This window comes from Acidimicrobiales bacterium, assembly GCA_035316325.1.
In the GTDB taxonomy this organism is placed as follows: Bacteria; Actinomycetota; Acidimicrobiia; order Acidimicrobiales; family VFJN01; genus DASXTK01.
Map to the genome: position 1 here is coordinate 1 of DATHJB010000219.1, position 12,723 is coordinate 12,723.

General features: G+C 73.1%; 13 protein-coding genes. All 13 read right to left on the minus strand.

The genetic code is table 11. The features are described 5' to 3' along the window. Window positions 1-65 precede the first annotated feature (65 nt). On the minus strand, window positions 66-914 hold the full coding sequence (locus VK611_28715; GenBank protein ID HMG45350.1) for an OmpA family protein: 849 nt from the start codon (window positions 912-914) through the stop codon (window positions 66-68). Between the two features lie 48 nt (window positions 915-962). Next, window positions 963-1,553: an NUDIX domain-containing protein gene (locus VK611_28720; GenBank protein HMG45351.1), complete on the minus strand. Its 591-nt coding sequence runs from the start codon at window positions 1,551-1,553 to the stop codon at window positions 963-965. Continuing rightward, window positions 1,550-2,383: an enoyl-CoA hydratase-related protein gene (locus tag VK611_28725; protein HMG45352.1), complete on the minus strand. Its 834-nt coding sequence runs from the start codon at window positions 2,381-2,383 to the stop codon at window positions 1,550-1,552. Before VK611_28725 ends, VK611_28720 begins: the two co-directional genes overlap by 4 nt. 21 nt (window positions 2,384-2,404) lie before the next feature. Next, the gene (locus VK611_28730) at window positions 2,405-2,983 is read right to left on the minus strand and encodes a DNA-3-methyladenine glycosylase (protein HMG45353.1); all 579 of its coding nucleotides are present in this window, start codon (window positions 2,981-2,983) and stop codon (window positions 2,405-2,407) included. Then, entirely contained in the window at window positions 2,983-5,082 is a 2,100-nt protein-coding gene (gene argH / locus VK611_28735) for an argininosuccinate lyase (protein HMG45354.1), read from the minus strand. The genes VK611_28730 and argH overlap by 1 nt, the downstream gene beginning before the upstream one ends. Further along, window positions 5,079-6,281 carry an argininosuccinate synthase gene (locus VK611_28740; protein HMG45355.1) on the minus strand — a complete coding sequence of 401 codons (1,203 nt, stop codon included), beginning with the start codon at window positions 6,279-6,281 and terminating at the stop codon, window positions 5,079-5,081. The genes argH and VK611_28740 overlap by 4 nt, the downstream gene beginning before the upstream one ends. Window positions 6,282-6,295: 14 nt before the next feature. Next, window positions 6,296-6,778 (minus strand): arginine repressor, encoded by a 483-nt coding sequence (argR, locus tag VK611_28745; protein ID HMG45356.1) that lies wholly within the window; start codon window positions 6,776-6,778, stop codon window positions 6,296-6,298. Next, window positions 6,778-7,698, minus strand: coding sequence for an ornithine carbamoyltransferase (locus VK611_28750; GenBank protein ID HMG45357.1), 921 nt, complete (start codon window positions 7,696-7,698; stop codon window positions 6,778-6,780). Before VK611_28750 ends, argR begins: the two co-directional genes overlap by 1 nt. After that, on the minus strand, window positions 7,695-8,876 hold the full coding sequence (locus VK611_28755; GenBank protein HMG45358.1) for an acetylornithine/succinylornithine family transaminase: 1,182 nt from the start codon (window positions 8,874-8,876) through the stop codon (window positions 7,695-7,697). The genes VK611_28750 and VK611_28755 overlap by 4 nt, the downstream gene beginning before the upstream one ends. After that, complete coding sequence (gene argB, locus VK611_28760; protein ID HMG45359.1) at window positions 8,873-9,766, minus strand: acetylglutamate kinase; 894 nt, start codon at window positions 9,764-9,766, stop codon at window positions 8,873-8,875. Before argB ends, VK611_28755 begins: the two co-directional genes overlap by 4 nt. Then, window positions 9,763-10,935, minus strand: coding sequence for a bifunctional glutamate N-acetyltransferase/amino-acid acetyltransferase ArgJ (gene argJ, locus VK611_28765; protein ID HMG45360.1), 1,173 nt, complete (start codon window positions 10,933-10,935; stop codon window positions 9,763-9,765). Before argJ ends, argB begins: the two co-directional genes overlap by 4 nt. Beyond that, window positions 10,932-11,966, minus strand: coding sequence for an N-acetyl-gamma-glutamyl-phosphate reductase (gene argC / locus VK611_28770; GenBank protein ID HMG45361.1), 1,035 nt, complete (start codon window positions 11,964-11,966; stop codon window positions 10,932-10,934). The genes argJ and argC overlap by 4 nt, the downstream gene beginning before the upstream one ends. Window positions 11,967-12,093: 127 nt before the next feature. Then, window positions 12,094-12,660 (minus strand): DUF4234 domain-containing protein, encoded by a 567-nt coding sequence (locus VK611_28775; GenBank protein HMG45362.1) that lies wholly within the window; start codon window positions 12,658-12,660, stop codon window positions 12,094-12,096. Between the last annotated feature and the right edge of the window lie 63 nt (window positions 12,661-12,723).

The window sequence follows — 12,723 nt, forward strand, 5'->3', positions numbered from 1 at the left end:
CGGGGTGCGGGTCGGGGTCCGGGTCATCGGGGGTAGCTCGCCTTTCTTGGTGGACTTCACAGGGTTCACAGGTCGGCGCCGACCAGCAGGATCTCCACCCGCCGGTTGCGCTGGCGGCCCGCGGGATCGTCGGCGCCGTCGGGGGTCGTGTCGGGGGCGACCGGCCGGGTCTCGCCGTAGCCGGTGGCCGTCATGCGGTCGCCGGCCACGCCCAGGACCGCCAGGGCGTCGCGCACGGCGGTCGCCCGCTGCTCGGAGAGCTGCTGGTTGTAGGCGTCCTCGCCCACGGCGTCGGTGTGACCGCCGATCTCGAGCGTCGCGTCGGGGTAGGCGGCCGCGAGGCCGGCGACCAGGCCCAGCTCCTCGCCGGCCGCGGGGAGCAGCGCGGCGCTGTCGAAGTCGAACAGCACGCTGTCGGGCAGGGGGACCGAGATGCCCTCCTCGGTGTCCTCGCCGCCCAGCTCGGTCACGGCGTCGTCCACCGAGATGGCGACGTCGCCGTCGGGACCCGAGATGGTGATGCCGCCGTCGTCGGCGCCGACCTCGATGTCGCCGAAGCAGCTCTCGATCGTCACGCTGCCCTCGCCGACCGACACGCGGCCCTCGCCGCTCTCGACGTCGACGCCGTCCTCGCCGATCGTGATGCCACCGCCCTCGCCGTCGCCGCCGACCGAGATGCCGTCCTCGCCGATGGAGACGCCGCCGTCGCCGCTGTCACCGGTGTCGGTGTCGCAGCCGGCGGCGTCCTCCGTGGCCGGTGTGTCGTCGGGCGTCGGCGTGGTCTCGGGGGCCGGGCGGTCGGCCGACGCGGCGTCGCCCGAGCGTTCGTCGTCGTCCCCACCACCCCCGCAGGCGGAGACCGTCACCGCCACCAGCAGGGTCAGGCCCAGCAGCCGTCGCGTTCTTCTCGACATGGGCCGGGACACTAGGCACCCGCCGTGAAACGAGCGTGAAAGTCGTGCTCAGAGGGTCCGCAGGGCGGCGAGGGCGTGGCGGGCGAGGCGGTGGGTGCCGACGTCGAGGTCGAGGCCGTCGAGCTCGTCGAGGCCGGCCCAGCGCAGGCCTCGCGACTCGTGGTTCCCGCTGGCGACTGCGCCCGGTGGTGCCACCACCAGATAGCGGACGTCGAAGTGGAGGTGCGACACCTCCTTGGCGGCCTCGAAGAGGTGGACGTCGAGGTCGATCGCCGGAGCCGCCGCCCGGAGACCCGTGATGCCGGTCTCCTCGGTGGCCTCGCGCAGCGCCACACCCGGCAGGGCGGCGTCGCCGTCGGCGTGGCCGCCCGGCTGCAGCCAACGCCCGACCTTGGCGTGCAGCATGAACAGGAACCGCTCCGTGTCAGGGTCGACCACCATGGCCGAGCCGGTCAGGTGCCCCTCGACGCACGTCCGATGGAGGGCGTCGGGGTGGGCGTCGACGAAGGCCAGGATCTGCTTGCGGAGGTCGTCGTCCACGGTGGGCAGGGCCGCCTCCACGTGCCGCCGGGCGACGGCCAGGTCGGCGGTCGGCGCGACCAGGGGGTCGTCCGGGGCGAGGAGGCGCAGGTCGGTCACGACGGGCGGTCGAAGAGGTCGCGGCGGGGGTCGTCGGTGTACACGGGGTCGCGGCCGGCGTCGAAGGCCCGGATGGCCTCCTGCAGGTTCTCGGTGAAGCCGAGCATGAGCTGGTTGCGGTCCTCCAGGGCGATGGCCGACTCCAGGCTCGCCACCTCGAGGTTGGCCCACAGGGCGTCCTTGGTCATGGCGAGGCCGTAGGGGCTGAAGCGGGTCATCGCCTCGGCCATGTCGAGGGCCTCGTCGAGCACCTCGCCGTCGTCGACCACCCGCGACACCAGGCCCAGCTCCTGCGCCTCCGCGGCGCCGACCTTGCGCCCGGTGAGCAGCAGGTCGTTGGCCCGGGCCGCGCCGATCAGCCGGGGCAACAGCCAGCCCGCGGCCATCTCGGTGCTGGTGAGGCCGTTGACGATGCCGGTGGCGTTGAACTCGGCCGACGTGGCCGCGATGCGGAGGTCGGCCGCCAGCGTCAGGCACATCCCGCCACCGTAGGCGGGGCCGTTGACCGCCGCGATCACCGGTTGGGGCAGGCGGCGCAGGCTCAGCACCAGCTGGCTGTAGACCCGCATCGAGCGCTGGGCGATGCGCCCGACCGACAGGCCGTCGATGCCGGGCACGACGCCGTAGTCCTTCAGGTCGAGGCCCGAGCAGAACCCCCGCCCGGCGCCGGTGAGCACCACGACCCAGGTGTCGTTCTCGGCGGCGACCGTCGTGAGGGTGCGGTCGAGCTCGAGCGCCAGGTCGATCGACAGGGCGTTGAGCCGCTCCGGCCGGTTCAGGGTCACGACCGCGGTGTGGGGCCGCGGGTGCTCCAATAGAACAGGTTCCATTTCCGGACGTTAGAGGCCGGCTCAGCGGCGCGACACGTTGGGGTCGCCGGTTACGTACCAGCGCCACGGGTGCTCGGCGCCGGCGGACAGGCCGACCCGGGTGGTCTGCACGGGGTCGGCGGGCGGGGCCGTGCCGTCGTCGAGGATGGTGACACCCCGGTCGGCGGCGACCAGGTCGGCGCCGTCGAACGCTCGGTCGAGCCCGAACGCCTGGCACAGCTTGGCGGGGCCGCTGCACAGGTCGCGGTCCCGGCGGGCGGCGGGACGACGGGCCCGCATCTCGTCCAGGCCCTCCAGCGGCGCCAGGGCCCGCAGCAGCACGGCGATGCCCTCGCCCTCGTCGCCGCAGACGGCGTTGGCGCACCAGTGCATCCCGTAGGTGAAGTAGACGTACAGGCCGCCGGGCGGGCCGAACATGGTGCGGTTCCGGGGCGTCAGACCCCGGTAGGTGTGGGCGCCGGGGTCCTCGCCGCCGCAGTAGGCCTCGGCCTCGACGATGCGGCCGACGAGGTCACCGTGCACGAGCAGCTTGTTGAGCAGGTCGGGCGCGACCACCCGGGCGTCACGCCGGTAGAACTCCCGCTCCACCGTCCGGCGCACTACGGCTCGTCGTCGTCGGACTCGGCCTCCGGCTGGGTCTTGTCGAGGTCGAGGCCGGCGACGAACTGACCGAACTCCCCGAGGTCGAACTCCCCCGAGACCGGCTTGACCTCCTCCTTCTTCTCCAGCGCCGCGACGGCCGCGTCGACGAAGGCCGACGCCAACGGCGGCACCTCCGACACCGGTGCCGGCTCGGGCTCCTCGTCCTCCGACGCCTCCGGCTCGGCCGCCGGTTCGTCGTCGGCTTCGAGGCCCGACTCGTCGTCCGCTTCGGGGACGACCTCGGAGTCCGCATCCGGCTCCGGTTCCGGCACGGCCTCGGCGTCGTCGACTGTGTCGGGAACAGCCCCGTTGGAACCGACATCCGGGACAGCCTCGGTGGCGGCGTCGGGCTCCTCGGGCGCCCCGTCCTCCGGAACCTCGGGTTCCGACAGCTCCGGCTCGGCCTCGGCCGCCTCGGGCTCCGACACCTCCGGTTCGAACTCGGGCGCCGCGGCCTCGAGCACCTCGTCCTCCGTCACGTCCGGCTCGGCCTCGGCCGTGGTCTCCTCCGACACCTTCGGCTCGGGCTCGACAGGGACGGGAACGGGGGGCGGGGTCGGCTTCGTGAGGGCCTCGACGTGGGCGGCGAAGGCCTCCAGCTGGATCGCCACCGGGCCGGGGCCGGCGGCGCCGGGGCTGGTGCGACGTTGGATGACGCGGCCCTCGCCGATGAAGCGGGCCGGCTCGGGGCCGAGGTCGGGGTGGAGGGCGATCAGGTCCTCCAGAGGCGTCCCCTGGTCGATCGACCGCCGCACCAGCTCGCCGACGATGGCGTGCGCCTGGCGGAACGGCATCCCCTGCCCCACCAGCCACTCGGCCATGTCGGTGGCCGCCAGATCGGGCGAGTCGGCCGCCGCCTGCATCCGGCGGGGCTCGAACTCCAGCGTCCGGTACAGGCCCGCCATCGCGCCCAACGCCAGGCTCACCTGGTCGACCGCGTCGAACAGCGGCTCCTTGTCCTCCTGGAGGTCGCGGTTGTAGGCCAGCGGCAGGCCCTTCAGCGTCACCAGCAGCCCGGTGAGGTTGCCGATCACCCGTCCCGCCTTGCCCCGCGCCAGCTCGGCGATGTCGGCGTTCTTCTTCTGGGGCAGCATCGAGGAGCCGGTGGCGTAGGCGTCGTCGAGACGGGCGAACCCGAACTCCGCCGTCGTCCACAGCACCACCTCCTCCCCCATCCGCGACAGGTGCACCGCCAGCAGGCTCAGGTCGAACAGCGCTTCGGCCACGAAGTCGCGGTCGCTGACGGCGTCGAGGCTGTTGTCGAACGGCCGGGCGAAGCCGAGCTGCTCGGCCGTGAACGCCGGGTCGAGAGGCAGCGACGACCCCGCCAGTGCCCCCGCGCCCAGCGGCGACACGTCGAGCCGGCGCACGCAGTCGGCCAGGCGGTCGACGTCGCGGGCCAGCGCCCACCCGTGGGCCAGCAGGTGGTGGGCCAGCAGCACCGGCTGGGCCCGCTGCAGGTGGGTGTAGCCCGGCAGGTAGGTCGAGCCGGCCTCCCGGGCCCGGTCCAGCAGCACCCGCTGCAGGTCGACGACCCGCCCGGCGATCGCCTCCAGCTCCCGCTTGCACCACAGGCGCAGGGCGGTCGCCACCTGGTCGTTGCGGGAGCGACCGGTGTGGAGCTTGGCGCCGGCGTCGCCCGCCAGCTCGGTGACACGGCGCTCGATGGCGGTGTGGATGTCCTCGTCGGTGGGGGCGAACGGGAAGTCGCCCCGGGTCAGCTCCTGCTCGACCTGGTCGAGGGCGACGAACACCTCGGCCGCCTCGAAGTCGCTGATCAGCTCCGCCCGCGCCAACCCGGCGACGTGGGCGGCGCTACCCGCCAGGTCGTCCAGCGCCAGCCGCTGGTCGAACGACAGGCTGACCGTGAACGCCAACAGCTCGTCGGCCGGACCGCCGGCGAACCGGCCGTGCCACAGCGTCTGCGTCGGCTCCGCCGAGCCCTCCTTGGGGGCGGGCTCGTCGGCGGTAGGGGCGTCCGGAACGTCCGGGAGCCCGAAGAAGTCGACCTTCTCGGGGACGTCCGGCGCCTCGGGGATCTCCGGTTCCTCGGTCACGGTTTCCCGGCGCCGGTGCCCTGGACCGCCGCCCAGGTCTGGATGCCGAGGCCCCACAGCCGCACGAAGCCCTCGCTGTCCTCGTGACGGAAGTTGTCGGCGGCGTCGTAGGTGGCCAGGCCGTAGTCGTAGAGGCTCACCGGGCTCCGCCGGCCCTCCACCTGGCACGACCCGGGCGCCAGCCGCAGCCGCACCTCGCCGGTCACGTGCTGCTGGCTGCTGTCGACGAAGGCGTCGAGGGCCTGCTTCAGCGGGCTGAACCACAGGCCGTCGTACACCAGCTCGGCGTAGCGCGATTCCATGCGACTCTTCTCCCGGGACAGGTCGCGCTCCAGCGTGATGCCCTCGAGGTCGGCGTGGGCCAGCATGAGCGCCAGCGCCGCCGGGGACTCGTAGGTCTCCCGGCTCTTGATGCCGACCCGCCGGTTCTCCACCATGTCGATCCGACCCCAGCCGTAGCTGCCCACGAAGCCGTTGAGCTGCGAGATCAGCGTGGCCGGCGACAGCGCCTGGCCGTCGAGCGACACCGGCACGCCCCGGTCGAAGCCCACCACCACGTCGGCGGGCTCGGTCGCGGTCGGCTCGGTGAGCGACCAGACGCCCGCGGGCGGCGTGGCCCACGGGTCCTCCATCTCGCCGCACTCGATGGCCCGGCCCCACAGGTTGTCGTCGATGGAGTAGAGCTTCTCCTTCGTCGCCGTGATCGGGATGTCGTGGTCGTCGGCGTAGAGGATGCAGTCCTCCCGGGTCATGCCCCAGGAGCGGACGGGCGCCACCACGTCGAGGTCCGGCGCCAGAGCCCGGGTGGCCACCTCGAAGCGCACCTGGTCGTTGCCCTTGCCGGTGCAGCCATGGGCCACGGCGTCGGCGGCGTGCTCGCGGGCCGCGGCGACCAGGTGCTTGACGATCACCGGCCGCGACAGAGCCGACACCAGCGGGTAGCGGCCCTCGTAGAGGGCGTTCGCCTTGAGCACGGGGAGGCAGTAGTCGCGGGCGAACTCCTCCCGGGCGTCGACCACGAAGGCGTCGACGGCACCGGCGGCCAGCGCCCGTTGGCGCACGACGTCCCAGTCCTCGCTGGCCTGGCCGACGTCGACCGCCAGCGCGATCACCTCGACCTGCAGGTTGTCGATCATCCAACGGACGGCCACCGACGTATCGAGACCACCGCTGTACGCGAGAACTACGCGCTTTGCCAACGTTCCTCCTGGGGTTACAAGCCCGCGAGCTCGCGGAGCTGGGCTGCCATCTTCTTGCCCCCGATCTCCTCGGCGACGACCACCAACAGGGTGTCGTCGCCGGCCACCGTGCCGATCACGCCGGGCAGGCCCGTGCGGTCGAGCGCCGATGCCACCACATGGGCGGACCCGGGCGGGGTCCGCAGCACCACCAGGTTGGCCGACGCCGCCACCTCGACCACCCACTCCCCGAACACCCGGCGTAGGTGCGTCTCCGGCACGTGCTGCTCCATCGGCAGCTCGGGGATGGCGTACACCGTGTCGCCCCCCGGCACCCGGACCTTCACCGCGCCCAGCTCGTCGAGGTCGCGCGACACCGTCGCCTGGGTCGCCGCGATCCCCTCGTCGCCCAGCAGGTCGACCAGCTGGGTCTGGCTGACCACGGAGTTCTCCGTCAGCAGCCGGGCGATCCGGTGCTGCCGCTGCGGCTTGGCGAGGGTCCGTACCGAGTCGCTCATCATGCGGCGCCCCTTCCGTCGGCGTGGTCCAGGAGCCACGACAGCAGGCCCCGGAAGCTGTGCAGCCGGTTGTGGGCCTGCACGATCGCCCGGCTCTGCGGACCATCCATCACCGACGCCGACACCTCCTCGCCCCGGTGCACCGGCAGGCAGTGCATGAACACCGCACCGGGCGCGGCCCGGGCCATCAGCCCGTCGTCGACCGTGAAGCCCTCGAACGCCCGGCGCCGCTCGTCGGCCTCGCCCTCCTGGCCCATCGACGCCCACGTGTCGCTGTGCACCGCCAGCGCACCCTCGACGGCCTCCTCGGGCCGGGCGCTCACGGTCGGCTCCGCGCCGGCGGCCCGCAGCCGGTCGACGTCGGCGTCGTCGGGGCCGTAGCCCGGCGGGCAGCCCAGCCGCACCTTCATGCCCAGCATCGTCGCCCCCAGGCTCAGCGACCGGGCCACGTTGTTGTAGTCGCCCACCCAGGCGACCGTCGCGCCGGCCAGCGACCCCAGGGTCTGGCGCATGGTCAGGAGGTCGGCCAGCGCCTGGCAGGGGTGGCCCTCGTTGGACAGCAGGTTGACGATCGGGATCGACGCCGCACCCGAGAACTGGTCCAGCAGCTCCTGCTCGTAGACCCGGGCGCCGAGCACGGCGTGGTAGCCGGACAGCACCTTGGCCATGTCGGGGATCGGCTCGCGGTCGCCGGGGCCGACCTCGTCGCGCCGGAAGCTCACCGGGTGGCCGCCGAGCTGCACCACCGCCACCTCGCAGGAGTGCCGGGTGCGCAGCGACGGCTTCTCGAAGTACAGACCGACGGTGCGGCCGGTGAGGACGCGGGGCAGGTCGGGGCTCTCGGCCCGGTCGAGCACCTCGACCAGCTCGTCGGGGCTGAGGTCGTCGACCTCGAGGAAGTGGCGCAGGTGCAGGCTCACTGCACCGCCTTCAGGGCCGCGCCGACGCGCTCGACGGCGGTGTCGATCTCGTCGTCGGTGATCAGCAGCGAGGGGGCGAAGCGCAGGGCCGTCGGGGTGACGGCGTTGACGACGACGCCGGTGGCCAGCAGCGCGGCGGCCACGTCGGCCGAGGCCACGCCCGGCGCCAGCTCGGCCGCCAGCAGCAACCCGAGGCCCCGGACGTCGACGACGCCGTCGAGGTCGGCGAGCCCGGCCACCAGACGCCGGCTCGCGGCGGCGGCCCGCGTGGGCACGTCCTCGGCCTCCATCACGGCCAGCACCGCGCGGGCCGCGGCGGTCGCCAGGGGCTGGCCGCCGAAGGTGGTGGCGTGGTCGCCCGGCTGGAACACCCCGGCGACGTCGGCCTTCGCCCAGCAGGCGCCGATGGGCACGCCGTTGCCGAGGGCCTTGGCCATCGTGACCACGTCGGGAACGACGCCGAAGTGCTGGAAGCCGAACCAGCGGCCGGTGCGTCCCAGGCCGGTCTGCACCTCGTCGACGACCATCAGGATGCCCCGCTCGTCACACAGCTTCCGCACGCCCCGGAAGTACTCGGCGCTGGCCGGGTTCACCCCGCCCTCGCCCTGCACCGGCTCCAGGAGCACCGCAGCGACGCTGGGGTCGAGCGACGACTCCAGCGCGGCGAGGTCGTCCCAGGCCACGTGGCGGAACCCCTCGGGAAGCGGCTGGAACGCCTCGTGCTTGGCGGGCTGGCCGGTGGCGTGCAGGGTGGCGAGCGTCCGGCCGTGGAAGCTGCCGTAGGCCGACACCACCACGTAGCGGCCGTGGCCGCCGAAGCGCCGGGCCAGCTTGAAGGCGCACTCGTTGGCCTCGGCGCCCGAGTTGGCGAAGAAGACCTGACCGCCCGGCGGGGTGCCGGCGTCGTCACCGACCAGCCGGTCGAGCGTCGCCGCCACCTCCCAGGCGATCTCGTTGCCGAACAGGTTCGACACGTGCAGCAGCGTCTGCGACTGCTCGGCCAAGGCGGCCGCGACCGCCGGGTGGCTGTGGCCCAGCCCGGTGACGCCCAGGCCCGACAGCAGGTCGAGGTAGCGGGTGCCGTCGGCGTCCCACAGCCACGACCCCTCGCCCCGGACGAACCGCACCTTCGGCTCGGCGTACGTCGGCATCAACGCCGCGAAGCTCGTGGCCGTCATGCCCCCACTCTCTCCAATTCCAGCTCGCCGCTGGTGATCATCGTGCCGATGCCCTCGTCGCTGAACAGCTCCAGCAGCAGGACGTGCGGGATGCGCCCATCGAGCAGGTGGGCCGACCCGACCCCGTTCCGCACCGCGTCGGCGGCCGCCGCCACCTTCGGGATCATCCCGCCGCTCAGGCCGCCCGACTCGATCATGGCGTCGAGCTCGGCGGCGTCGATGCGGCTGACGAGGCTGGCGGGATCGTCGAGGTCGGTGAGCAGGCCGGCGATGTCGGTGAGGAAGATCGCCTTCTCGGCCCCCAGCGCCGCGGCCAACGCACCCGCCACGGTGTCGGCGTTGATGTTGTAGGCCTGCCCGACGGCGTCGGACCCGATGGTCGACACCACCGGGATCAGGTCCTCGGCCAGCAGCTTGTGCACGATCCCGGGGTTCACCGCCGCCACGTCGCCGACGAAGCCGAGGTCCGGGTGGCGGGCGCTCGCCAGGATGAGGCCGGCGTCCTCGCCGGCGATGCCGACGGCGAGCGGACCGTGGACGTTGATCGCCGACACGATGTCGCGGTTCACCTTCCCCACCAGCACCATGCGGGCGATGTCGACGGTCTCGGCGTCGGTCACCCGCAGGCCGTCGCGGAACTCGGGCACCTTGCCCAGCCGCTCCATCAGGTCGCTGATCTGGGGGCCGCCGCCGTGCACCACCACCGGCCGCAGGCCGACGGCCCGCAGCAGCACCACGTCGGCGGCCACGGCCTTCGCCAGCTCGGCGTCGACCATGGCGTTGCCGCCGTACTTCACCACCACCACGGCACCCCGGAACGCCTGGATGTACGGCAGCGCCTCGACGAGCACGCCGGCCCGCTCCTCCGCGACCGAGAGCGGGAGCCTCATGACGTCCCCATGTTCTCGTCGACGTAGGCGTGGGTGAGGTCGTTGGTGAGGATCCGGGCCTCGGCGGGGCCGACGCCGAGGTCGCAGTGGAGCTCGACGTACTCGCCGTCCATGTGGGCGACGACGGCGGCCCGGTCGTGGTCGACCTCGACGCAGCCCCGGCTCACGACGGTGCCGCCGTAGGCGATCGCCAGGGCGCCCACGTCGAGGGCGACGCCGGCGGTGCCCAGGTCGCTGGCCACCCGGCCCCAGTAGGGGTCCTTGCCGTACCACGAGCACTTCACCAGCTGGCTCTCGGCCACCTTGCGAGCGGCCCGCCGGGCCTCGTCGTCGGACGCCGCCCCGGTCACCCGCACCTTCACCACCTTGGTGTGGCCCTCGGCGTCGCCCACCATCTGCATGGCGAGGTCGAGGCAGGCGTCGGCCACCGCCGCCGCGAACCCCTCGGTGGAGGCGGGCGGACCGGCGAGGCCGCCGGCCAGCAGGATCACGGTGTCGTTGGTCGAGGTGCAGCCGTCGATGGTCATGGCGTTGAACGAGTCGGCCACGCCGGCCGCCAGCGCCGCCTGCAGCTCGGGGCCGTCGACCGCGGCGTCGGTGGTGAGGACCGCCAGCATCGTCGCCATGTTGGGGGCCAGCATCGCCGCCCCCTTGGCCATGCCGCCGACGACGAACCCGTCGCCCCGCACGACCGTCTGCTTGTGGCGGGTGTCGGTGGTCATGATCGCCCGGGCCGCGGCGATGGCGTCGGTGGGGGCCGGCCCCAGGCCGGCAGCGAGGTCGGGCACGGCCTTGGTGACCAGGTCGATCGGCAGCGGCGGCCCGATGAGCCCGGTGGAGCACACCAGCACCTCGTCGGCTCGGCAGCCGAGGGATGCGGCCGCGTCGGCGCACATCGTGGCGGCGGCGGCGTCGCCCTGGTCGCCGGTGCAGGCGTTGGCGTTCCCGCTGTTGAGGATCACGGCCGCCGCCCGGCCGCCCGTGGTCGCCAGATGGGCGCGGCTGGTGGTGACCGGCGCCGCGAGCACCAGGTTCTGCGTGAACACCGCCACGGCGGGCACGGCCACCCCGTCGGCGGTCGCGATCAGCGCCAGGTCGGCGTCGCCCGACGCCTTGATGCCGCTGGCGACCCCGTTGGCGACGAACCCCTGCGGCGCGGTGACGCTCACGGGTACACCCCCACGGTGGCGAGGCCGGCGGTCTCGGGTTGGCCGGTCATCAGGTTGGCGCACTGGATCGCCTGGCCCGAGGCGCCCTTCACGAGGTTGTCGAGGGCGGCGATGGCGACGATCCAGCCGGTGCGGGGGTCGGCCATGGCGGTGACGTGGGCGGCGTTGGAGCCGAACGTGGCCTTGGTGGACGGCGAGCCCTCGGTGACGACCATGAACGGCTCGCCCCGCCACGCCTGGCGCAGCACGTCGTGCAGCTGCGCGGTGGTGATGGGCTCGGTGGGCCGGGCGTAGCAGGTGGCGAGGATGCCCCGGCTCATCGGGGCCATGTGCGGTGTGAAGATCAGCTGGACCTCGGCGTCGGCGACGGAGCTGAGCGTCTGCTCCATCTCGGGCGTGTGGCGGTGGGTGAGCAGGCCGTAGGCGGTGAAGTCCTCGTCGACCGTGCAGAAGGTGGTGTTCGGCTTGGGGCCCCGGCCGGCGCCGGAGGCCCCGCTGGCGGCGTCGACCACGATGCCGGTCGACTCGACCAGCCCGTGCTGCAGCAGCGGCGCCAGCGCCAGGGTGGCCGCGGTGACGTAGCAGCCAGGGGCGGCGACGTTGCGGGCCGACTGGACCTGGGTGCGGAACAGCTCGGGCAGGCCGTAGGTGAACTCCGCGAGGAGGTCGGGCCGGGTGTGGGCCTCGCCGTACCAGGTGGGATAGAGGCTCGGGTCGGTGAGCCGGAAGTCGGCGGCCAGATCGACGATGGCGCCGACCCGTCCGATCAGGTCGGGCACCACCGCCTGCGAGGCGCCGTGCGGCAGGCCCAGGAACACCACGTCGAGGCCGTCGACCGCGGCCGGGTCGTACGAGCTGAACGTGGTGTCGCCGTAGGCCGCGGCGAGGCTCGGGTAGAGCCCCGCGATCCGGGAGCCGGCCTGGCTGTCGCCGGTGGCGAGCTTCACGTCGAAGCTGGGGTGCTGCGCGCAGAGGCGCAGCAGCTCCGCTCCCGTGTAGCCCGAGGCTCCGACGATCCCGACCGATGTCACCGCGTCAGCATACGTCGCATTGCATACTCATGCATACGACTTGCGCGTCCAATGTCCGCTCATCGCCGAACCAGGCGGCGGCGACCGGCGCCCACCGTGGGGCGCCGGCACGCCGCTGGTCGACAGGTCAGGCCGGGCGGCTGCCCATCGCCTGCCAGTAGGCGTTGAGGGCGCGCTGGATCTTCAGGTACCAGACGAACTGGCCGATGACCGGCAGAAGGAACCACAGGCCGAGCATGGTCGACTCGGGGCTCTGCCAACCGCGGCGCTGGTAGGCCTTCTCCATCTCCATCGGCACCGTGAACATGATCACGACCGGGAGGAAGAGGGCGATGATCAGGGCGATGCCGCCACCGAGGCCGTCGCCGTTGTGCTTCTGCAGGTCGTCGTGCGTGCGGTACGACCAGGCCACGCCCCAGATCCCGCAGGTGACGATGTACAGCAGGATGTTGGCCGTGGGGTTGTACCAGATCTCGCCGAGGCTCTGCGGCACCGGGCCGGGTCCCGTCATGTACTGCTGCGGGGCGCCGTAGGGCTGCTGCTGCGGCTGCTGCTGGTAGCCGGGGGGCTGCTGCGGGGGCGGCGGCTGGTAGGACGGTGGCTGCTCGCCGCCGGGCCCGCCGGGTGCTCCGGGGCCGCCAGGTCCGCCAGGGTCGCCAGGTCCGCCGGGGGGAGGAGGGTATGCATCGCTCATGGAGCGACCACCTTAGGTGGGGCGCCGTGGCCCATGGTGGCGGAACGCTCCGGTACGGTGCGG